General features: G+C 39.4%; 18 protein-coding genes and 2 tRNA genes. 2 read left to right on the top strand and 18 right to left on the bottom strand.

The window, feature by feature from the left end:
• Positions 1–17: 17 nt before the first annotated feature.
• Positions 18–1,406, bottom strand: coding sequence for a tRNA lysidine(34) synthetase TilS (gene tilS / locus WBG45_RS13160; RefSeq protein WP_424415228.1), 1,389 nt, complete (start codon positions 1,404–1,406; stop codon positions 18–20).
• 26 nt (positions 1,407–1,432) lie between these two features.
• The gene (locus WBG45_RS13155; protein ID WP_424415226.1) at positions 1,433–3,883 is read right to left on the bottom strand and encodes a SpoIIE family protein phosphatase; all 2,451 of its coding nucleotides are present in this window, start codon (positions 3,881–3,883) and stop codon (positions 1,433–1,435) included.
• Between the two features lie 153 nt (positions 3,884–4,036).
• On the opposite strand from WBG45_RS13155, the gene WBG45_RS13150 reads away from it, so the two are divergent.
• Positions 4,037–4,110 (top strand) — tRNA-Met (locus WBG45_RS13150).
• Positions 4,111–4,158: 48 nt separating this feature from the next.
• Positions 4,159–4,230: transfer RNA gene (locus WBG45_RS13145), tRNA-Glu, on the top strand.
• 57 nt (positions 4,231–4,287) lie between these two features.
• Here WBG45_RS13145 and WBG45_RS13140 read toward each other — a convergent pair.
• The 16 genes from WBG45_RS13140 to WBG45_RS13065 form a co-directional block, all read right to left on the bottom strand.
• On the bottom strand, positions 4,288–4,749 hold the full coding sequence (locus tag WBG45_RS13140; RefSeq protein WP_424415224.1) for a DinB family protein: 462 nt from the start codon (positions 4,747–4,749) through the stop codon (positions 4,288–4,290).
• A 539-nt stretch (positions 4,750–5,288) separates the two neighbouring features.
• The gene (locus WBG45_RS13135) at positions 5,289–5,711 is read right to left on the bottom strand and encodes a S1 domain-containing RNA-binding protein (protein WP_424415222.1); all 423 of its coding nucleotides are present in this window, start codon (positions 5,709–5,711) and stop codon (positions 5,289–5,291) included.
• Positions 5,712–5,836: 125 nt separating this feature from the next.
• On the bottom strand, positions 5,837–6,259 hold the full coding sequence (locus WBG45_RS13130) for an FtsB family cell division protein (RefSeq protein ID WP_424415220.1): 423 nt from the start codon (positions 6,257–6,259) through the stop codon (positions 5,837–5,839).
• Positions 6,260–6,319: 60 nt separating this feature from the next.
• Positions 6,320–6,793, bottom strand: a complete 474-nt coding sequence (yabQ, locus tag WBG45_RS13125; RefSeq protein WP_424415218.1) for a spore cortex biosynthesis protein YabQ — start codon at positions 6,791–6,793, stop codon at positions 6,320–6,322.
• A complete protein-coding gene (gene yabP / locus WBG45_RS13120) occupies positions 6,790–7,089 on the bottom strand; it encodes a sporulation protein YabP (RefSeq protein WP_024536349.1) in 300 nt (99 codons plus the stop codon). Before yabP ends, yabQ begins: the two co-directional genes overlap by 4 nt.
• 88 nt (positions 7,090–7,177) lie before the next feature.
• Positions 7,178–7,468, bottom strand: a complete 291-nt coding sequence (locus WBG45_RS13115; protein ID WP_024536348.1) for an RNA-binding S4 domain-containing protein — start codon at positions 7,466–7,468, stop codon at positions 7,178–7,180.
• 1 nt (position 7,469) lies between these two features.
• Positions 7,470–8,933: a nucleoside triphosphate pyrophosphohydrolase gene (gene mazG / locus WBG45_RS13110; protein WP_424415215.1), complete on the bottom strand. Its 1,464-nt coding sequence runs from the start codon at positions 8,931–8,933 to the stop codon at positions 7,470–7,472.
• Positions 8,934–8,938: 5 nt separating this feature from the next.
• The gene (locus WBG45_RS13105; protein WP_424415213.1) at positions 8,939–10,558 is read right to left on the bottom strand and encodes a putative polysaccharide biosynthesis protein; all 1,620 of its coding nucleotides are present in this window, start codon (positions 10,556–10,558) and stop codon (positions 8,939–8,941) included.
• A 246-nt stretch (positions 10,559–10,804) separates the two neighbouring features.
• Positions 10,805–11,341, bottom strand: a complete 537-nt coding sequence (spoVT, locus tag WBG45_RS13100; protein WP_024536345.1) for a stage V sporulation protein T — start codon at positions 11,339–11,341, stop codon at positions 10,805–10,807.
• Positions 11,342–11,450: 109 nt separating this feature from the next.
• Positions 11,451–14,972, bottom strand: a complete 3,522-nt coding sequence (gene mfd / locus WBG45_RS13095) for a transcription-repair coupling factor (RefSeq protein ID WP_424415211.1) — start codon at positions 14,970–14,972, stop codon at positions 11,451–11,453.
• A 202-nt stretch (positions 14,973–15,174) separates the two neighbouring features.
• Positions 15,175–15,402: an anti-sigma-F factor Fin gene (locus tag WBG45_RS13090; protein WP_024536343.1), complete on the bottom strand. Its 228-nt coding sequence runs from the start codon at positions 15,400–15,402 to the stop codon at positions 15,175–15,177.
• Positions 15,403–15,457: 55 nt separating this feature from the next.
• On the bottom strand, positions 15,458–16,021 hold the full coding sequence (gene pth, locus WBG45_RS13085) for an aminoacyl-tRNA hydrolase (RefSeq protein ID WP_024536342.1): 564 nt from the start codon (positions 16,019–16,021) through the stop codon (positions 15,458–15,460).
• 104 nt (positions 16,022–16,125) lie between these two features.
• Complete coding sequence (locus WBG45_RS13080) at positions 16,126–16,773, bottom strand: 50S ribosomal protein L25/general stress protein Ctc (protein WP_424415208.1); 648 nt, start codon at positions 16,771–16,773, stop codon at positions 16,126–16,128.
• Between the two features lie 75 nt (positions 16,774–16,848).
• Complete coding sequence (locus tag WBG45_RS13075) at positions 16,849–17,808, bottom strand: ribose-phosphate diphosphokinase (protein WP_424415206.1); 960 nt, start codon at positions 17,806–17,808, stop codon at positions 16,849–16,851.
• Between the two features lie 13 nt (positions 17,809–17,821).
• Positions 17,822–19,192, bottom strand: a complete 1,371-nt coding sequence (gene glmU, locus WBG45_RS13070) for a bifunctional UDP-N-acetylglucosamine diphosphorylase/glucosamine-1-phosphate N-acetyltransferase GlmU (protein WP_424415204.1) — start codon at positions 19,190–19,192, stop codon at positions 17,822–17,824.
• A 387-nt stretch (positions 19,193–19,579) separates the two neighbouring features.
• Complete coding sequence (locus WBG45_RS13065; protein ID WP_424415203.1) at positions 19,580–22,609, bottom strand: efflux RND transporter permease subunit; 3,030 nt, start codon at positions 22,607–22,609, stop codon at positions 19,580–19,582.
• Between the last annotated feature and the right edge of the window lie 87 nt (positions 22,610–22,696).

The raw sequence follows: 22,696 nt of genomic DNA, 5'->3' as shown, positions 1-22,696 counted from the left end.
TGGGTTCCTCCTTGAGCTTAGTGGCTCTCTTTTTCAATCATGAACTGATGCGTCCAACCTTCATGTGGTTGTTTAGTAAAACGCGAACCTAATCGTACGCCTGGTACACCAATTATCTCCCGTTGATGTGTTTCGATCAATTGAACGGCCTGACGGGTATGTCGAGGAACTTTTTCATCAATCATTAAGCGAGACAAACGCTTAGGTTCTTTCATTCCTTTTAACAACAATCGGTCTCCTGATTGTCTTCCTCGAACATGAATAGGTAGTTCACTTAGATTAAGTGTTACATACCATCCATTGTCCATATTAATCGCATCTTCTCGATTAATCATCTTTATCCGTAAGCCCAAACCAACTGATACCCACTCCCCCATGACAACTATGCTTTCTGTGGCGGGTGTCGTTGCGTTCGTTTCATCAATAGAAAACAGCATCGTCGAGTAATGGCGGAACCCTTTTCTCCCGTCTGGAAGATGAATCTCACTTGAACCATCACGTTCGAGACACTGGCTATGGACTTGTTCAATAAGTGAATGGCTTAACCATAAACTTTCATTAGGGTATAGATAGTTTAATAGTAGTAGAACTACTCTTTTTTGTAAAGCAACCTCGATACCTTGAAATTGTTGAAGATCTATAGATAGTCCATGTGAATCCGATGAAAGAATAATTTTTTCATATTCCACCATGGAAAGTTTCTTCAACAATTGCTCATCTTGTTGTTGTTGGTGTGTCCATTTAGTAATAGCCGCTGCCACGTTTGGATTTTCTTCCAAGACGAGCGGTACGATATGGTGGCGGAATCGGTTACGCGTATAAGTATCCTTTTTATTACTCGAATCTTCGCGATATGTATAGTGCTGTTCATTCAAATATTGTTCTATTTGTTTTCGTGTAACAGATAGGAAAGGACGAATTAATTCAGCTTTTCCAATGTTGCGCTTTACATACATCCCATTTGATCTCGTTCCTCTTGTCAAACCCATAAATACAGATTCTACTTGATCATCCGCATGGTGGGCTACTGCCAGTTTGTTGTAATGACGCTCCTCCATCACTTGTTCAAAAAAGTGATACCGTTCACTGCGACAAACATCTTGCAAGTTCCCATTTTCTTGAAGGAGAATATTTTGGATAGGTAAGGTTTTACTATGAAACTCAATGTTCCAGCTATCACATATTTTCTTTACAAAACGTTCATCCTCGTCTGACTCTTCCCCTCTAAGACCGTGGTTGGCATGAATACAACCTATTTCAATAGCGAGAAAATCTTTTTGTTGGTGCAAAAAAGTGAGGAGCGCAATTGAATCTGCGCCCCCAGAACATGCGACAAGAAGTCGATCCCCTTCGCTTATTAATTGGTGTCTTTGATTATATGTTAAAACCTCTTCGCGAAAACCCAACTTCTTGTCACCTCCTAGCTTTTATTCTATTTTATCATTCTTTCCCGGGAAATATTTCGATAAGATGGAGAAAAGAGTGACCATTCTGGTACAGCGTGCTTAAGCTTGACTACAATTAACGTTCGATCATCTTCTGCAGCTGGATATTTACGATTAAATTCTGCAGCTAATAAATCAGCGAGAGAAGCAGTAGGTGTTGATTCATGCTTTCTCATTAACCTAATCAATTCGTTTTCTTGTTCTTCTAATGAATAATCTGGTGAAAACATTCCGTCCGACAACATAACTAAAATATCTCCTGCTTTTACAATCCGCTCTTCTGCGTCTACCGACATAGTTGGTAAGAAGCCAATAGGCACACTCTGACTATCAATTTTCACACAATCTTTCCCTCGGAGTAAATATGTGGACATGCTACCTGCTTTAAATGACCACAGTTTACCTTGTTGTAAATCAAGTAACGCCAAATCCACCGTTGCGTATAAATCAGAATGGTGTTTAAGTGACATGACATAATGTAACGTATGCATGGCCGTTTCTGGGTTCATTTGATGTTGTAAGCACTCTCTTAATAATCGAATTACTTTTCTACTCTCATGATAAGCTTCCATATTTTGGCCCATTCCATCGGATAGAACAAATGCAACTAGCCCGCTATGCAAAGGAATGACACTATGGGCATCTCCAGAATAGACCGTATTTTGATAGGACCTCGTAAATACACCGTAATCATACGTAAATCTAACAGCCGACTGAAAAGTGATTTGAAGGTGCGGAAATGGATCCTTAATTTCAGAAGTGCGACTAATTTCGAATGGTTCATCATATAATTCATGAAGAATTGGAATGATAAGTCGCTCACCTATCATTTGATTCGTTTCCCACTCTGCTTGTTTGATTGGCAAACAACAGACAATTTTTCTTGCTCCTTGTTCTTCGGAAAGCATATCAATTTGAAAATGTGCGATTTTGGCATCATCAAAGCGTTTGGAAATTTTCTCTTCTTCTGATTCGTGATTTGCTTCATTCATTTGAAGATCTGCCATAAGGTCACTGACATGCTGACTCATATCACGTAATTGGTAGGCTAGCATCTTTTTCCCATGGGCATAGTGACCAGCGAGTTTGTTGTTTGCGTACTCTTCTTCAAGCGCATCAACCAAGCCATTTGAACGGACACACTTTTCTTGAATTCGGTCATTTAACCGGTAGCGGACACCTGATTTGGTATGAGCTCTCGTTTCTTTCCATTCCTCTATTACTGGGTACATTCCTTGACCAGAGACACCCCAACATTTATCTTGCCTAAAGCAAGTTCCACACACAGAATAGTCGGGTGTTTGGCTAGTTGAAGCAGTTTCTTTGTGTGTCGGAAAGCGATCGTTGACAAGTTGGGTAATAAATTCTACAAACTGTTGAAAATCGAATAGTTGTGTATTTACTTTATCTGTTAACCATTGTTGTCGTTTAAAAAGAACAGATGATGGTTTTGGGAAAAACTGATTCTGAGCATAGTTTATCCAAGAAGTCGGCATTATAAAAAAGATCATGCTCGCACAAGCAAGAGAAGCAAAATAAACTTTATCGAGCGGTAACGTCGTGTCATATACAGTGAAGAATAGCGCAGCTCCGAAAGAACCTACAGCAATCCATAGCCTGTTTTTATTTTGAAACAGCCCCGCACACAATCCAGATAAGGCATAAACCGCGATCATCCCGCTAAACGACAGTTGCGACAAACTAAGAATGGTCCCCATAATTGTGGCGACCGCCGTTCCGACAAATACCCCTCCTACACTCACCGCTCCAAACAGTACAACATGAACGAGTACAAGAGGTACTGAAATGAGCCCAAATAATAAACCTCCCATTCCAGTTAACATTAAAGCACTCACCATTACGGCTGCTCCAATACGCTCAAACGTCCATTTCGCTGTCATTAAAGCATGCATAGGAACAAATAATTGGAATAAAAATACAGTCATTATAGCCGACAAAATACTTTCATACAAAACAAGTAAAGAAACCGACAACGGTATGTCGCCGCTATACGATACCCACTGCCAACCAAATTGGACAAGCAAGATGACCATCGCCACTTGAAACGGAATGAACTTTTTGTTTTTGAAAACTTGGCTCACGGCTTGATAGCCACCTATTTGCAAAACATGAAGAACAGTTTGTCCTATCCCCAGGGTTAAACTCCCACTGAGACCCCCAATCCATACAAACGGTAGATAACGAGGATACCTTCTGGCCACGATCGCCCAAATAGGTAGAAAGAAAGGCACCGCTGCTTCAAACAATACCGCCTTCGATAAGAAAAATGCGAAGAATAAAATCAATGCAGATAGTGTGATTTTCAACTTTTTCGTTTTAACTAAGAGCATCCAACGGCTCCAAACAGGCATTTTCTTCACACCATCAGTTGTTAACGACTTCATGAAACCATTCCCTTCCCATACGATGTTTCTCATTATAGGAGAAGGATTGTTTAAAGTTTGTCTATTCGTGACAACGCAAACAAAAAACATTTCGACGAAATATCAGAAGAAACGGTATAAATTTTTAAAAGATAGCTTGACAGTCGCATATGTTCACTTGTATTATTATAAATGTTCTTTAAAAACGGCGGCCTAGCTCAGCTGGCTAGAGCGTACGGTTCATACCCGTGAGGTCGGGGGTTCGATCCCCTCGGCCGCCATATTAAGAAAAGCAGAAAGCGCCACTTTGGCGCTTTCTGCTTTTCCTAGGCCCCTTGGTCAAGCGGTTAAGACACCGCCCTTTCACGGCGGTAACACGGGTTCGAATCCCGTAGGGGTCATCTAAAAAACTCACAAGAGATATTCTCTTGTGAGTTTTTTTGTTTTTATTATTTCTGTTATCTGTTTCTTACGCGCTCAATTTGTCGTTTATGATGTTCATCATGTTCCCAAAAATCAGTGAAATAGCTCATAATCGACAAAGTATGATCACCAATTTGAAATTCTTTGTTCCATTCACTTTCATCTAGTTCTTCAAGTTTTTGCGTAATGCGCTGACGTTCATTTTTCGCATAAGCGATGGTTTCTTCAAATGTTTGTTCAGCAGCACGTGCTGCAGCTCTTGCATTAAATTCTTCGAAAGCTGGAAACCTTTCAAGTTTTGCACCTTCTTTCATGACAGGAAGCCGATCTTCAGAAGTGAAGCGATCCCATTCAGCCAAGTGCATGATAATTTCATTTGGAGACCATTTCCCTGCCGCGTATGGACTCATTGCTTGTTCAGGTGTCAGTTCTAATAATGAATCCAACCACGTTTGATAATTTTTATGTGTTCCTAATATTTGTTGTTTGCTACTCATACCCCACACTCCTTTCAGTCTTTTTCGCTACCACACTCGACAATTCCTTTATTCCGCAACGGAACAATCTCCAGGTTCGGCGACTTCCAAGATTCCCTTAGACCAGCCGTTGCAAAAAGTTCATTATTCTTCATTTTAATGAGCATTAAGATTTTTCGGTCTTCCTTTCGCTTCGCATATGACAGATTTCTTTTATCCAGAAAGTAATTTATCAAGTTAAGACTAATAAAAATAACTCTAAGTCACTCATAGAAAATCGCTGTCCCTTTGGGGAAGAATGGTGTCTTTCTCCAAGCGAATGGACGATTACGTTACGCGAGTGGACGAAAATCAAATTAAATGGACGATAACCTCTAGTGAGTGGACAGAAACCCAAGTTGAATGGACGATAACCCACAGTGAATGGACGATAACCAATATCCAACTTCGAAGGTAGTTCTAATAAACTTGAAATTTTTTATAACAACAAAAAAACATCCCTGCATATCAGCAGGGATGTTGTTAAAAACACTTTTTCTACGATCAAAACAGCCAGCAAATTATCCTCGTTTAGCTCCGCGACCGCCACGTTTAGTTTCAGTTGCGCGTTTTAAAGTGGTCAAACGTTCTTCACTGTCTTTCAAGAAACGCGCCATTTTTTGCTCAAAATTCTCTTTAAACGGACGATCTCGATCGTTTGGACGATTATTCGGGCGTGGACGTTGAGGACGTTCTGGTCGCTCAGCTTGTGGCTTGGCTTTACGAATAGATAAGCCGATTTTGCCGTCAGCTTCCACATTCATCACTTTTACTTCAACCGTATCGCCGACTTTCAAGTGCTCATTGATATCTTTTACATAATTGTCAGCGACTTCACTGATATGAACAAGACCTGTTGATCCACCTGGTAGTTCGACGAATGCTCCGAAATTTGTGATTCCTGTTACTTTACCTTGTACCTTGCTGCCTACTTCAATTGACATAAAAAAAATGCTCCTCCTTAAAAATTAAGCCGGCTTCTTTAGAAGCCTTGTAATAGTAAAATCGGATCCGAAAATAAAGATCTCCACTCTTAATTATAGCCAACAAAAAAAGAGTGTCAATAAGACTACTCTTTTGAATCAATGTTTTTATCATCATTTTCTTCATTTTCAGGGATAGAAAATATAATTTCATTATCCTCTGAAAGGAAATATTCTTTTCTTGCAAGCTTTGCAATATACTCATCATCATTTAATTTTAAAATTTGAGATTTCAACATGTCTTGTTCTTCTTTAACTTCTTCTAACGCTTGAACAACTTCTGCTTTTTCGGTTTCTTTAGCAGCCAGCGCTTGTGATTTATCAAACATTGTAAGGGTTAGCCAACCCATCACCACTACTACGATGACAGCAAAGGCACCTAATCGTCTAAACAAACGGACTTTATGCGCTTTATCACGCTTTTCTTGGCGTTCAACTGAGCGGACATAATCCTTATTTATAGACGAAATATTACGCTTTTCCTCAGTATTACGATTATTCACACCCATGTCGTTCACTCCCAGCCATAATTTGTCAACTCACTAGTAGTTGCTATTATAACTGATAAATCATTTTTTTTGAAGGGTCCTTCGGGGTATTTTTTTAACTATTTTTTTAACTAGTATAATCAAAGGCCATAGTATGACCATAAATAGCTTAACTAGGACACGCACAATATTACGAATAATCGTCACAATTAAATGAATAACCCACCATATTGGTTGAACAATTAATCGCATAAACACATGTCTCCCTAGTAGCATTGGCTTTCGAAACCACAATTCATAACAAAGGATGCCAACAATTTGAGCACACGGGTCGTATATTCTCCATGTTCCATCTCTTATTTGAAATAATAAGTAGAAACTCGCGAAACCGAGTCCTAGCCATAACAGAATTTCAAAAAATCTTTGGTAACGTCTAAGAATTGCACCTGGACGGAGAGCTTGGCAACTGTCACGAAAACTTTCAACTAAAAAACCTGTGGCCACGCCACTTAAAATCATGGCCAACAGACTTAAGAATTGATATGAAATCGTCATCCAAACAATTTATGCAGGAAATTACGGCTAGGTTCACGATCTTCATCATCGTATTGGAAAGTTCGCACAAGACCTTCAAGTGTTAGTAACCCTTTGTCCACATCTAAATGAACAATGCGTAACTCTTCACCTTTAATATTTAAATGTCCTTGTGAAGTTCTTACTACAAACTCTTCTGCGTCAAAACGCTCTATGGATTTAACAGATGTTAAGTCCATACGCTTACGATTTCGTAAACTAACTACGTGATCTCCTGATGGAATCGTGATGGATGCATGTTCGGCTTGATATTGCATAAAATTCCTCCTTTACTTGTCCAGTCCATTAACTATATGCAGCCAAACAAAAAAGCATGACCATATTTTGGTCATGCTCATCAATTAATTAATCTTCGTCATCGACAAATTCAGGATCAACCTTTTCAAGTCTCTCTTCTTTTAAAATGGTATACATCATCGTTGACTCTTCTTTTTTTACTGTTTCTTTCAGCATCTCAATACGAGCAGTTACAACCTTTTGTCCGAAACGAATGGCTAATTCATCGCCCACTTTAATGACTGAACTGGCTTTACTCACCTTGCCATTGACTGTTATACGGCCTTGATCTGCCACTTCTTTCGCAAGTGTACGTCGTTTAATTAAACGTGAAACTTTTAAAAATTTATCTAATCTCATGTCATTCATCCCCTTTGGATTGTTTGGCTTGTTGCCAAAATGCTTCGAGTTCATCTAGTGTATACCCACTAAAATCACCCTTACCTTGTCCTACACTGTTTTCAACGTATTGGAAACGGCTTTTAAATTTCCTATTTGCATGCATCATGGCTTCTTCAGGAGAAAGTCCATAGAACCGAGCTACATTCACAATTGTAAATAGCACATCGCCTAGTTCGTCGAGTTGTGATTCTGTAGTGCCTTCGTTAATTTCTTGTTTGAATTCTTGCCACTCTTCTTCAAATTTCATCCATGCACCTTCAGCATTTGGCCAGTCAAAACCAACTTTCGCTGCGGCTTTTTGGAAGTTATAAGATGTTAATAGGGATGATTCTGAACGTTCTTGTCCATCCAAAATCCGTGTATTATGATTGCCTTTTTCAATTGATTTCAATTGTTGCCAGTTGCGCAATACATCCTCTGAACTTTCAACTTTCACGTCCCCAAAGACATGTGGATGTCTACGAATCATTTTAGAAGAAACGCTTTCGAGCACATCTTCTAAGCTAAAGTATCCCTCATCTTCCCCAATTTGAGCATGTAAGAACACTTGGAGCATTACGTCCCCTAACTCTTCAATCATGCTATCATCATCTTGGTCATTTACAGCTTGTAAAAATTCATGCACTTCTTCTATTAGATATTTTTTTAAAGTTTCATGAGTTTGTTCACGATCCCATGGACAACCTTCAGGTGCGCGAAGCATAGCGATAATCTCTCTAAATGTTGACCATTCTTTTAATCGATCTTCACGCTTATTTGTTGGTGGTACATAAATCGTCGTCAAATTGTTCAGTTCTGCAGCACGGTCGAGTTCGTAAAGAGGTACGACTCTCAACACTTCATCCGCCGAACCAGCAGCTGTAACAATCGTTACGGGATAATCTTCTGGATATTTCTCCATTAATGTTAACTTCACATCAGACGCACTATATGAGTCATACACTTGAGCGATTAATACGTGTTGAGACATTTGAACATCGTCTCTTTTAAACATCGTTCCATCCAGCAATTGAAAACCTTCGATTGGGTCAATGCGTAAGGCATTAAAAATAGGGTCTAAAAAGCTTTGACCTCCCACTATTTCAAGTTGAATGCGTCCTTTTCTTTCCGCTTCCACTAACCACTGAACAGTTTGTTCGGCAACTAAGGGATGACCTGGAACTGCATAAAATAAAGATTCTGATTGGGCTAACTTAATCAAGGTCTCAACAATTTCTTTATATACAGCTTCAAAAGCATCATGTTTTTCGTAAATCGCATCAAAACTTTCAAACGAAATTCCTTCATTCACTAATTCTTGTAACACTGGATGTTCAGCAGTTCGCACATAAAGTCGTTGTGCTTTTAGTAATTTTTTATAGACACCTAGTGGTAACTGCTCTAAATCTCCCGCTCCCAAACCAAGAACTGTAATCGTATTCACAAACGTCACCCCTCTCTTTTTTCACTGTGTAGCCACAATTGAACCATGGCCATTCTTCGCCCAAGGGGCAATAAAAACCATTCTTTCTCTGCAATAATTCGACTCTTTGCTATATACAATAAAAAGACGGTCGCACCTAATCCCACACTGGTTAAGGAAGTAAACATCGCACTCAAGCGACTTGACAGTCCATCAAATATCCAACTATCCGCGACCATCCCCCACGTCAACACGCTGACAATCATCAATAACGAAGCTACGGCCAAATGACCATAAAATCTAGCGGTTGCGAAACGAATCTTCCAAATAGAGTATACATAGAGATATAAACTTATGGTAATAAAAGCAAAGCCGATATTACTAGCAACGGCTGCTCCCATTATTCCATACATAGGAAGTAACCAAGCGTTACATAGCCATTTTAGAATAAGACCAGTGATCAGAAAAATGGCGGGAAGAATCACTTTTCCTAAACCTTGCAACACAGACGTCATCGTCAAAATTAACGACAGCCAAAAGATTTGTATACAGAAAACCATTAATGTCGCTGACAAGTCTCTTGTTTCAAACAACATTTCATTTACCGATGGCAACACTAAAATCAGACCTAGTGTTGCTGCAATTCCAAACAATAAGGCAATCCTAAACGTTAATTGTGCATAAGGAACAGCATTTCTACCTGTCTTTTTTTGCGTAGTATGTGCAATTAACGGAACAATGGAGAGGGACAAAGTCGAAGCGATTAATATCCCCATTTGAACAAGTGGTAAGCCTCGGTCATAGGTCCCTTTTGTTTCCATCGCTGTTAGTCGATTCATTCCCGTTTCAGTTAAACTACTAAAAACCGTAAAAGAGTCGACTAGTTGGAAAAATAATAAGATAAGGGAGCTCATACTGACACTTAAACTAATAATGGTTAAATCCCTGATAATTGGACCAACAGCAACTCTTTTCGTCCCTTTCTTCAATAAATTATACGAAAATTGTTTTCGTACAAATAAAAGAAGTAAGATAATCCCCGCAATTTCACCAACGATGGCGCCTAATAAGGCGGTACTCCCTGCCGTATATAAAGATGCGCCAGTCTTCACGACAACATATGTACCTACTAAAATAACGGTCACGCGCACCATCTGTTCAATAACTTGTCCATATGCAATAGGTTCCATTCGTCCTTCAGCTTGAAATGAACCTTTTAGTAACGCCAGCATAGGCATTAGTAACACCACAAATGAGCCGGTACGCAGAAGTTGAGCAAGTTCTTTATCACCCATCCATCGTGCTAATACATCTGCTCCTGCGAACAACAACGTAAAACTAATAATTGAAATGACACTTAAATAGATAAATGCTATACGTAAGATGGTCGATCGCTGATTTAGATTTGCATGATCATGTGCATCTGCTAAAAGTTTTGAAATAGCGACAGCAAATCCATATGAGGTCCAAACAGTTAATACCCCGATAAATGGATAGACTTGCTGATATATGTAAAAACCTTGATCCCCTACAATATTTTGAAAAGGAATTCGGTATACTGCACTTAAGGCTTTGACGATTAAGGCGGCAATCGTCAATAAGACTGCACCTTTCATAAATTTTTGCATGTTCCATTCATTGTTCATAGTAGTTCCTCATTCCAATCAAGCAATAACTAGCACGGATTTATGAGTTCTATTATAACACGAAAAAAAACGTCTTCTTATGTGATTAAGAAGACGTTTTTCTTTATGAATTTTCGACGTTCTGCACTTTTCAGTGTCTAGCTACAAGCACCAGCTCGCACCTTAGCTTCAGTCTCTCCTGCGAAAACAAGTTTTCGAGTCGAGCCTTCCAGCACCGATATCGGTCTAAACGGCGTACTGCACTTTTCAGTGTTCCATTTGTTTGGCTAGAAAATGTGCAGCGGTTTCTACTGCTTTTGTTTCTGAATCTCCGATAAAATGAACTTTTGAAATCAAGTAAACAGCACCAATTGGGTTGCCATCGACAATAATCGGTGCAACACAATACGATTTCACTTGTTCCACTTGACCTGGAATCCATTCCACCGCTTTTTCCATTTTTTCCGAAACAATGGTTTTCGCTTGCAAAATTTCTTCTGCTTGAGAGGATAATCGACGATTTAAATAATCTTTTTTCGATACACCTGCTACTGCAATCATTTCATCCCGGTCGCTAATAAAAGCGGGTGTGCCAAGTGTCGCATACAGCGTTTCTGCATACTCTTGTGCAAAACTACCGAGTTCACTAATTGGGGAGTACTTTTTTAATATGACTTCGCCATCTCGGTCCGTAAAAATCTCAAGCGGGTCACCTTCGCGAATTCGTAACGTTCTTCTAATTTCTTTTGGAATGACGACACGGCCGAGGTCATCAATTCGTCTGACGATACCTGTTGCTTTCATCCTTGTTGCCTCACTTTCGACAGAATTCAAATTTCTTTGATTTCTCCCCTAGTATGCATCAAGATTGGGCAAAATATGCAAGTGCGTCATTGCTCACCAAAAAAGGAATCTACTTCTTTTGAGCTTGAGGTAAAATCTTCATCATCGCTTCTAAAACATCAAATGGATGATGTGTTCCTGTTTTCTTTTCATCAATAGACATTAGTAATTGTTGGTTCGAATTCATCTGGAAACCTACTGCTCGCCCGTAAACCATTGAGGACTCTACTAACATGGCACCATTCGTTGTCTGAGTGCCACTTTTCGAAAATTTCACAACCAGTTGTTTATGCTGTTCTTTAATTGATTCTACATTAGCTTCTTTAGCCCAAACTTTCATTCGTGAAATTTTCATTAATCTCTCTGCCTCAATTGGCATATTTCCAAAACGGTCAATCAATTCATCCACTAAATCTTCGTAATCTTTCTCATTTTCCACTGCTTTAATGCGCTTATACATCTGTATTTTTTGGAACCCATCTGGAATATAAGCATCGGGTAAATAAGCATCAAATGGTAACGAAATCTCGACATCAATGATTTCATCTTTAATAATTCCACTTTGTTTTTCTTCGATTGCTTCTTGCAACATTTGAGCATACAAATCAAAGCCGACTGAATCAATAAAGCCATGTTGTTGTGAGCCAAGTAAATTCCCTGCTCCACGTATCGATAAATCGCGCATGGCAATTTTAAATCCTGAACCCAATTCTGTGAACTCTTTAATGGCTTGTAGTCGTTTTTCAGCAACGTCAGTTAACACTTTATCACGTTGATACATGAAGTAAGCATAAGCCACACGATTTGAACGGCCTACACGACCTCTTAATTGATACAATTGAGACAGACCCATACGATCAGCATCTTGAACAATAAGTGTATTCACATTAGGGATATCAATCCCAGTTTCGATGATGGTCGTTGTTACGAGTACATCATAGTCACCTTCTAAAAATGATAGAATGACTGATTCTAGCTCACGTTCCGCCATTTGGCCATGTGCAAAACCAACACGTGCTTCTGGAACAAGCATCTGTATTTCATCCACTTTACGTGCCATATCTTCCACTCGGTTATATAAATAAAACGATTGTCCACCTCGAGCCATCTCACGTTCAATTGCTTCTCGAACAAGTGACCCATTTTGTTCCATTACATATGTTTGAACAGGAAAACGATTGGCTGGCGGCGTTTCGATTATGGATAAATCACGAACCCCAATCATCGACATATGAAGAGTTCTTGGGATTGGAGTAGCAGTCAATGTTAAAACATCAACATTCGTCTTTAACTGTTTGATTTTCTCTTTGTGTGTCACACCAAAACGTTGTTCTTCATCGACAATAAGCAATCCTAAATCATGATAAACAATGTCTTTTGACAGTAAGCGATGTGTCCCAACCACTACATCTACCGCTCCTGCCTTTAAGCCTTTAGTCGTTTCGGTTTGCTCTTTTTTCGAACGAAAACGACTTAATAATCCCACTTCTACTGGGAAATCTGCAAATCGTTCTTTCATGGTTTCGTAATGTTGTTGCGCTAAAATGGTTGTCGGTACCAGGAAGGCTACTTGTTTGCTCTCTTGCACAGCTTTAAAGGCAGCTCGAATGGCTACTTCCGTTTTGCCGTATCCTACGTCTCCACAAATCAAGCGATCCATTGGGCGTTCTTTTTCCATATCACGCTTAACTTCTTCAATTGAACGTAATTGATCATCTGTTTCTTCATAAGCAAACGCCGATTCAAATGCTTGTTGCATGTCTTGGTCCGGCTCGAAAGCATGCCCTTTTTCAGATTCGCGTTTTGCATATAGTTTTATTAAATCGTCTGCAATATCTTGCACCGCAGCCGTAACTTTAATTTTTGTTTTCTTCCACTCGGCTCCACCTAGTTTATGAAGCTTTGGTTCTTTTTCTTCAGAGGCGACATATTTTTGAATTTGATCAATTTGATCAACCGGAACAAACAATTTGTCTTCCGCACGATAGCGAATGTGTAAGTAATCTTTATGAATCCCGTTAATTTCAAGCGTCTCTATCCCTATATACTTCCCTATACCATGATGGATATGAACGATATGATCGCCCGGTTTGATTTCAGAATAACTTTTAATCCGCTCAGCATTTGTCATTTTTTGAGGACGTGCTTTCTTTTTCGGACGTTGCTTAAACAGCTCTTCGTCTGTCAAAACGGCTAAGCGCTGAAGAGGCAATTCAAAACCACTCGACATTTCACCTTCGACGATATAAATACCAGGTTGTTCAGGTGCACTCTGTTCCCCTAAAACATGACCAATCATGCCGTAGTCTTCGAGAACATCTTTCACTTTCTTCTGGCGCTCTTCACCATCAGCCAATATAAACACAAAGAATTTACCCACTTCAAAACGTTCCATTTCATTTTTCAAAAGGTTCATTTGCCCGTGGAAATGTTGCATTTGTTTACATGAAAATGCAATTGATTTTTTTAATTTAATACCTGAAAATGAGCGTGCAAACAACGAAAAATAAATTTTACGCTGATTTAACATGGCAAGAATCTCTTTAAAACTAAATGACAATTTTACATCATGAACGGTTTTTCCTTCTTCAAGTAATGATATATACCAATCTTTTTCTTCTCGTTCTAGCGAATCTGTCGTTTCTTGAATCCGTCCGAGCTCGTCAAATAACACCAAACCATCTTGTGCAAAATAATCGCCTAAGAAAGTAGGGTGGTCTTCTAGTACGGAAACATACTTCGTCATTTGTTCAGGCACATCACCTTGTCTAAGCAATTCGATGTCATGATTCATATGTTGCAGAAGGAGTTCCTTCGTTTCAGACTTCTTCAATTTTTTCAAACTAGTAGCCAATGAATCTTCTAATTTCTCGGCAAGAATCAGAAGTTGTTGTCGCGTCCAAACAAACTCGGTAGCTGGAAGAATACAGATTTCTTGTAGTTTTTCAATCGAGCGTTGATCTTCCGCTGAAAAAGTACGAATCGAATCAACTTCGGTATCGAAAAATTCAAGACGTACTGGATGTTGCAAATAAATGGGGTAAATATCTAAAATACCTCCACGTAATGCAAACTCTCCAGGTGCCGTCACCATAGCTTGCCTTGAGTAACCCATTGCCACCAATTGATCGAGCCACTCGTCCATCACAACTTGTTGTCCAATGGACGTTTCAAGACGACTAGCTCGCCATTGCTTTAAGTTCGGCATGTGACGTCTAAGTCCGGCAATCGGCGTTATCACGACGCCACGCTTCTGTGAGTGCATAAATTCAAGCGTTTCAATACGCTCTGCTCGAAGTTCAGGACTTGAAACTGACAAATCTGCTGCAATCAACTCATCCGCTGGATATAACCGCACTGCTTCTTCTCCGAGTAGCTTCACCATATCCTCAAATAATCGCTGAGCTTGTAATAAATTTGGTGAAACTATTAAAATCGGTCTCTCCGTCTCTTTTGCAATCGATTGGATGAAAAGCGGACGTGCTCCTCCAACGAGTCCAGTTACCAGTTGCTGATCGATTCCTTGTTGAATGTCTGCAAGCAACGTGTTTATATGATGATCTTTCATTAATAATTGATGTAATGGTTCCATATGAACCTCCTTGTAAGAAAAGCGCAGAAGCCTACTCTAGCTTGACTCCGCCGGTGGAAGAAACGAATCGAAAACTTGTTTTCGAATGAGTTTCTGAAGCGGAGGAGCGAGCTGGGCTTCGGAGCTAGAACGATAAATTATAGCCTATGCCCTAGAAAACAGAAAAAGGCTTTGTGCGCGAAACCCGCGCCAAAGCTATTTCTTATTGTATCCACTTTTGTATAGCATAGTAGTTTGGGTTATCCCGTAAAGATTTTTCACAATGCTCACAAATACTGGTTACGGTTAGTGTTCCCTCTTCATCCTGTGTGATAAACTCTTCTGCAAATTCTTCTCTCATTTGCTTTACTCGACCATGTTGCAGAGCGGATTGGCCTGATAAATGCCCCATTTCTGTCTTGCAATGCCGACACTTTACTCGAATTGCCATAATACGGACCGGCCTCCTTTTTCAAAGTATAGACCGGTCGACCTGAAATTATTCCTTATGCGCCATTAAAACGATTCATTACTTCAAGAAATGGTGAGGATAACCAAACTTCACATGCATCCGCACTTTTCGTAATAGCTTCGTCTACCAAAGGTTTTTCGTCTGTTTTAAACCTAGATAATACATAATCAGGTACTTTCATACCAGCTGGTGGTCGATCAACTCCCACCCGAATACGATTAAACTCCTGTGTTCCAAGGTGTTGAATCATGGATTTAATTCCATTATGACCGCCAGCGCTACCTTTTTGACGTAGTCTTAACTTGCCAACTGCGAGATCCAAATCATCGTAAATGACTACAATATCCTCTTCTGCAATTTCAAAATAATCCATCATAGGGACAATACATTCACCAGACAAATTCATGTAAGTTAGAGGTTTTACTAGCAAGACCTTACCTTCTGGTCGATGAATAATTGTGTACATCCCTTTAAATTTCATTTGGTTTAATGGCGAGTTGAAACGTTTTGCCAGTTCATCTATCACATCAAAGCCAATGTTATGCCTTGTATGTTCATACGGTTTTCCGGGATTGCCTAGTCCGATTATCATTTTCATAAGCGATACTTCCTTTACTTACTGAATACTTTACATTTTACCACAAATAAAGGAATGCATAAAAAAAGGGACTGTCAAATGACAATCCCTTTTTTATGGATAACTTATTCTTTTGTTTCAGTAGCTTCATCAGTGTTTTCTTGTTCAGCATCTTCATCTTCAGCTACAGCTGGTTCGTCAGCAGTAGTTTCCAATTCTTCGTCTGAACGTGGAGCAGTAATTGATACTAAAGCGAAGTCATCTTCGTTTAAAATGTTGAATTCTGATTTTTCACGAATGTCGCCAACAGTTAACGTATCACCAATAGCAAGTTCAGTAACATCTACTTCAATTGACTCTGGGATTGCAGAAGGTTTTACTTTAATTGTTACTTCACGGTTTGATTGATTCAACACGCCGCCTTCGTTAACTCCTACAGAATCGCCTGTTGGTACAACTGTTACACTTACTTCTAATTCATCAGTCATGTTGATAGCCAAGAAATCTGCGTGAACAAATTTCCCTTTTAATACGTCCATTTGATAATCACTTAATACAACATTCACTTTTTTCCCATCAACGTCTAGGCTCATAACACCGTTACGTCCTACTTCACGTAATGTTTTCAATAAATCTTTTTCGCTTACTGCGATTGAAGAAGTATCTGTTTTATAACCATAAACGACTGCAGGTACGAAACCTTCGCCGCGTAATTTAGTTAAATTAGATTGTTGAGCAATGTCACGTGTTTGTGTTTTTACTGTTGTAGTCATCTATAGTCACTCTCCTGTTTAATTCATTCTATTTCTATGTTTACCCAACATATTCAAAAATGAAACATGGAGCTATCAATCAAATAAAGTACTAACCGATTTCTCTTCAAATACACGGATGATTGCTTCTGCTAATAATGGAGCAACTGATAAAGTTTTGATCTTCGGTGAAGTTTTTTCTTCAGATAATTCAATTGAGTTTGTGATGACTAATTCTTTAATACAAGAGTTGTCGATACGTTCAATTGCTGGCCCTGATAATACTGGATGGGTACAACATGCATATACTTCTTTCGCTCCGCTTTCAACAAGTGCGTTAGCTGCAATTGTAATGGTCCCTGCAGTATCAATAATATCGTCAATAAGAATACAAATTTTACCTTCTACATTTCCGACAATGTTCATAACCTCTGCAACGTTAGGACGGGGACGACGTTTATCAATGATCGCAATTGGCGCTTTCAAACGGTCTGCCATCTTACGTGCACGTGTTACTCCACCATGATCAGGTGAAACAATCACAATTTCAGAAGGATCAATGTTTTTCTCTAAGAAATAATCAGACAAAATTGGAACTGCAATCAAGTGATCAATCAAAATATCAAAGAACCCTTGAATTTGAGGAGCATGTAAATCTAAGACGATAGCACGAGTTGCACCAGCAGTTTCTAATAAATTTGCCACGAGTTTCGCTGTAATTGGTTCACGAGCGCGTGCTTTACGGTCTTGACGAGCATAACCATAGTAAGGAAGAACAACGTTTACTGTACGTGCAGAAGCACGTTTCACAGCGTCTACCATAATTAAAAGTTCCATTAAGTTTTCGTTTACAGGAGAAGAAGTTGATTGGATGATAAAGACATCACACCCACGAATACTTTCTTCAATGTTAATTTGAACTTCACCATCGCTAAAACGGTTAACGGAAATTTTACCAAGTGGTAAACCCACTTCTTCCGCTAACTCTCTAGCAAGTGACTCGTTTGAGTTTAATGAGAAAATTTTTAATTTCGTATTTTCGTATTGGTAAGACATGATGTTCCTCCTGTTATTTTAATTTTAGTTTTTGTACGTATCCTTCTTTGTTTTCTTGGCGTGCTCGACCAATCGACAAAGCTTGTGCGGGTACATCTTTTGTAATGGTCGATCCAGCTGCGACGTATGCACCTTGACCAATTTTTACAGGAGCAACTAAGTTTGAATTACATCCGACAAAGGAGTCATCCTCAATCGTCGTTAAGAATTTATTTTTACCATCATAGTTCACAGTAATCGTTCCACAACCAATATTCACACGTTCCCCAACTTCTGCATCTCCAATATAACTTAAATGTGATACTTTCGATTGGTTTCCTAATTTTGTTTTTTTAATTTCTACAAAATTACCGATTTTTGCTTCATTGCCAATTTCTGAATTTGGACGGATATGAGCAAATGGTCCAACTGCCGTATCTTCTCCAATAACACTTTCAGTAACGACAGATGAATGTACGGTTGTGCGATGTCCAATTTTACTATTTGTAATTTGGCTATTTGGTCCAATTAAACAATCTTCCCCTACTTCACTAGCTCCTTCTATCATAACACCTGGTTGCAACACGGTATCAGAACCAACAATTGCATCCGCACTAATATAAGTATTAGCTGGATTGATAATTGTTACACCGTTTCGCATATGTTTTTCAATAATGCGATGGCGCATCAACGTTTCAGCTTGTGAAAGTGCTACACGATCGTTAACACCAAGCGTCTCTTCAAAATCATCTGTTGCGAAAGCAGACACAATGTCCCCTTGATTTTTCAAGATTTCGATCACATCTGGCAAATAGAACTCCCCTTGTGAATTATCATTCTTCACAAGTTTTAATGCCGCAAATAATGCTTCATTATCAAAGCAGTATGTGCCTGAGTTAATTTCTTTTACTTGTTGTTCGTCAGCTGATGCATCCTTTTGCTCCACAATACGTTCAACATGCCCTTCAGAATTACGAAGAATACGACCGTAACCTGTCGGGTCTTCAGGGATTCCAGTAAGAATCGTCGCTTTAGCTGAAGTTTCTTGATGATGTGCAAGTAATGCTTTCATCGTTTCTGGACGAATTAGGGGTGTGTCACCACAAATAACAAGTGTGGTACCGGCTAACTTCCCTAAAGCTGCATCTGCTTGTAAGACAGCATGTGCCGTTCCAAGTTGTTCTTCTTGAAGCGCATATTCACTGCGACTTCCAAGCTGGTCTTGTACCTTTTCAGCACCATGACCTACGATAGTCACAATGCGTTCTACACCAATCTCTTCAATGTGATCAACCACATGTTCAACCATCGGTTTGCCACAAACAGGGTGCAGAACTTTATATAATTTGGACTTCATACGTGTACCTTGACCTGCAGCTAATACGACTGCGTATGTATGTGTCATTTAGTAAGTCCTCCAATATGTTCAATTTACTCTTTTGACTATAGCCGAAATACACCCGTAATTCAAGGAAATCCCGCTTGACAAAATAGTGACAAAACCATTATGATTATTCATTTTCCAAATGAAATGCGCAATGCGCCACTCAAGCTCGACTCCGACCGTGGAAGAAACGAATCGAAAACCTGTTTTCGAACTGTTAGGGAAGGAAGGCTAAACTCGCGACATCGTGCTCCTGCGGTTACTCGTCGCAAAATAAATTGCTAAGAAATTTTGTCGCGGGGCCTTCATGACCCACATCCTGTGGGACCAAGCGGAGGTGCGAGTTGGCGCTTGGAGCTAGACACAGAAAAAGGACTTCTCACCCAAATGGTGGAAGTCCTTCTCTTGTTAATTCAAATGTTTTTCACGTTTTACCTGGCGAACATAAAAAAGCTCATACATTACAGGAATAATTACCAATGTTAGTAAGGTAGATGAAGTTAAACCACCAATTACCGTTACTGCTAATCCTTTTGAAATTAACGTGCCTGATGAAGTCGTTAATGCCAATGGAATAAGCGCCGCAATTGTCGCAAAAGCAGTCATTAAAATTGGTCGTAATCGTGTTTTCCCAGCTTCGACAAGTGCTTCGCGAATGAGCATTCCTTTGTCATTTCTATTTTGGTTAATACGGTCAACCAAAACGATCGCATTGGTTGTAACAATACCAATTAACATCAAGAACCCAATCATTACGCTCACAGACAATGGTTCACGTGCAATTACTAATCCGATTAACGCACCTATTGGCACGAAAATGAGAGAAGACAAGATGATGAATGGAATGCGCGCTTGCCCGAAGGTAATGAGCATTGTTAAGTACACGAGTCCAATCGCACTTGCAATGGCGAGTCCGAGTTGTTGGAAAATCTCAACTGTATCATCACTCCCTCCACCACTTGCTAAACTTACCCCTTCCGGCAAGTCAACATTCGCTTTAACGCCTTCTTCTACTTCGGCTGAAACTTTTTGAATGTTCTCTGCATCGATTTGTGCTTCGATCCGAGCAAATACTTTTCCATCTAGTTTTTGAATGGCTGTAACTGAATCAATTTCTTCAATTGTAGCAATGTCTTGCACTTCGACAGGTCCTCTAGCAGTGAAAATAGGTAGTGTGCGAATTTCGTCAATACTGCTTAATGATTCGTCATACGATAATTGAACAGACCGATCAATGTCATCAAGCTTTAAGTTTCCTACCGAAACCGGCTTTGTCTGATCGGAAATAGTCCCAAGTACTTGGAAGCCAGATACTCCTAATTCATCCGCTTTATTCGAATCAATTTGAATGACTAATTGTTTCTGTTTTTCCGAGAAATTATTCGAAACATATTTTAATGAATCCACTGTATTCATATAAGCTTCTACATCGGAAGCTGCTTTAGAGAGTGCTTCTAAGTCGCTTGCGAATAAATCAACAGAGACATTATTATTCGTTGGCGGTCCTCCAGTTGAAAGCTCTGATACTGAAATGGTTGAGTCTGGAGCAATGTCATTAACAACACTTCCCACATCTTCCTCTAATGACTCCACAAAATCAGTAACATCCACATTTTCATTTAACGTTAAAATATATCCCGCTCGGTTTTCAAGTTTAATACCTGTTGCAAAATCACGAGAACCAACTGCGGTTGTGACATCTTTAATTTCTTCTGATGTGGCTAATAGTTTTTCCACTTCTAGGGATACTTCATTTGTCCGTTCAAGTGATGTAGACGGAGGAAGCTCTACACTTGCTTGGACGAGCTTTGTTTCTTCATTTGGAATGAATGTGAAGCCTAACCCTGGAACAAGCGCAAATGAGCCACCAAGGAGCAATACAGACAATACCAAAATAATCGCTTTGCGGTTTAGTGACCATAAAATAACGCGTTCATAGAAGCGTTGCAAAGCATCTTCTTTTTCTTCTTGTTTCACTTTCTTAAAAGCAAACCTCGCTAAAATCGGTACAATGGTTATCGCCACAAGCAACGAAGCAGCTAGCGAGAAAATGACAGTTAAAGCAAAAGGTAAGAAAAATTCACCAGTAATGCCACTAACGAAACCAATTGGTAAGAACACGACAATCGTGGTCAAGGTTGATGATGTGATCGCACGTAATATTTCTTTAGTAGATGACGCTACTAATTCATTCGACATTGGTTCATTTGATTTTCGCAAACGACGGAAGATATTTTCTATCACCACAATACTATCGTCGACAACTCGACCGACTGCAACGGCCATCCCACCAAGTGTCATGATGTTCAAACTTATATCGAGTTGAGCTAAGAAAATAGCTGCAATCAGCAACGATAATGGAATAGATATAATCGCAATAATCGTTGCACGGAAATTACGTAAGAAAATCAACACGGCAAGTGAAGCAAATAAAGCGCCGAGTAACCCTTCTTTTACTAAGGTTTCTACTGATTTTTCAATTCCTTCTGCAGAATCAAAACCAACTGCATAGTCAAGACGGTCATCGTATTGATCTAATACTTCGATCACTCGATTTGCTACTTCTACTGTATTTGCATCTTGTTTTTTCGTTACTGCCATCGACAAAGCTTCTTCTTGGTTATAACGCGTGATTTCGCTTTGTTTAGATACCTCTTCGATTGTAGCGATATCTTGTAGCTCTACTGGTGGTGCTTGTGGATTAAATGAAGACGTCAGTCTAAGGGATTGTAACTTTTCAATCGACTCGAGCTTTTCTTCTACGCGTACTGGAATATTAATATCATTATCATTGACGGTTCCAGCTGGGAACGAAAAGATTTGTTGATCAATTTGTTCTTTTATTTCACCGAGAGAAAGTCCCGCTTCAGCTGCCTTTTCTTGATTGACAGTGATTTGTAAAAGTTCTTCTTGCAAACCACCTACAGACACCGAATTAATGCCTGGAATTTTACTTAACTCTGGAATGACTTCTTTATTCAACAGTTCTTCAATATTATCTTGGTTTTTACCAAATAGTGAAATATTGAAGATGGGAAATGAACCAAATGATAAACGGCTAATTCCCGTTTCGGCACCTTCTGGTAATTCAAGTCCACGGATAGCCGATTCAGTTTGTTGTTCGGCGCGATCTAAATCTGTATCAAAAGGAAACTGCAAATTAATGATGCCAATTGTTTCATAGGAAACGCTCTGAATTTCAGTAGCTCCTTCAATACCTTCCAACTTTTCTTCAATCGGTGTGATGACAAGATTGTCTACGTCTTCTGGCGATGCACCCGGATACACCACTTGTACCGACAATTGAGGAAATTCAATGTTTGGTAACAAATCAATTTTCAAACGACTAAAGGAATAAAGACCAAGCACAATAAGTAAAAATGAAATAATGAATACCGCCGCTGCATTTTTCAAACTAAATTTGGTTAAAAAGTTCACTCGGCACACCTTCTTTTTTATTAGAATATGTTTCTACTTTAACTTATACAACACCTGTGTCGGATTGGCGAGTAACAATGTGCTTTT

Source organism: Paenisporosarcina sp., from assembly GCF_049671445.1.
GTDB lineage: Bacteria > Bacillota > Bacilli > Bacillales_A > Planococcaceae > Paenisporosarcina.
This window is presented reverse-complemented; position numbering and strand designations above follow the sequence as displayed.

Excerpts from the sequence above, each read along its gene's own strand:
- WBG45_RS13155 (WP_424415226.1), bottom strand. The coding sequence starts at position 3,883 with ATGAGAAACATCGTATGGGAAGGGAATGGTTTCATGAAGTCGTTAACA.
- WBG45_RS13115 (WP_024536348.1), bottom strand. The coding sequence starts at position 7,468 with ATGAGATTAGATAAATTTTTAAAAGTTTCACGTTTAATTAAACGACGT.
- WBG45_RS13140 (WP_424415224.1), bottom strand. The coding sequence starts at position 4,749 with ATGAGTAGCAAACAACAAATATTAGGAACACATAAAAATTATCAAACG.
- mfd (WP_424415211.1), bottom strand. The coding sequence starts at position 14,972 with ATGGAACCATTACATCAATTATTAATGAAAGATCATCATATAAACACG.
- WBG45_RS13075 (WP_424415206.1), bottom strand. The coding sequence starts at position 17,808 with ATGTCTTACCAATACGAAAATACGAAATTAAAAATTTTCTCATTAAAC.
- WBG45_RS13130 (WP_424415220.1), bottom strand. The coding sequence starts at position 6,259 with ATGGGTGTGAATAATCGTAATACTGAGGAAAAGCGTAATATTTCGTCT.
- WBG45_RS13105 (WP_424415213.1), bottom strand. The coding sequence starts at position 10,558 with ATGAACAATGAATGGAACATGCAAAAATTTATGAAAGGTGCAGTCTTA.
- yabQ (WP_424415218.1), bottom strand. The coding sequence starts at position 6,793 with ATGACGATTTCATATCAATTCTTAAGTCTGTTGGCCATGATTTTAAGT.
- spoVT (WP_024536345.1), bottom strand. The coding sequence starts at position 11,341 with ATGAAAGCAACAGGTATCGTCAGACGAATTGATGACCTCGGCCGTGTC.
- yabP (WP_024536349.1), bottom strand. The coding sequence starts at position 7,089 with ATGCAATATCAAGCCGAACATGCATCCATCACGATTCCATCAGGAGAT.
- WBG45_RS13135 (WP_424415222.1), bottom strand. The coding sequence starts at position 5,711 with ATGTCAATTGAAGTAGGCAGCAAGGTACAAGGTAAAGTAACAGGAATC.
- WBG45_RS13090 (WP_024536343.1), bottom strand. The coding sequence starts at position 15,402 with ATGGCAATTCGAGTAAAGTGTCGGCATTGCAAGACAGAAATGGGGCAT.
- glmU (WP_424415204.1), bottom strand. The coding sequence starts at position 19,192 with ATGACACATACATACGCAGTCGTATTAGCTGCAGGTCAAGGTACACGT.
- WBG45_RS13080 (WP_424415208.1), bottom strand. The coding sequence starts at position 16,773 with ATGACTACAACAGTAAAAACACAAACACGTGACATTGCTCAACAATCT.
- pth (WP_024536342.1), bottom strand. The coding sequence starts at position 16,021 with ATGAAAATGATAATCGGACTAGGCAATCCCGGAAAACCGTATGAACAT.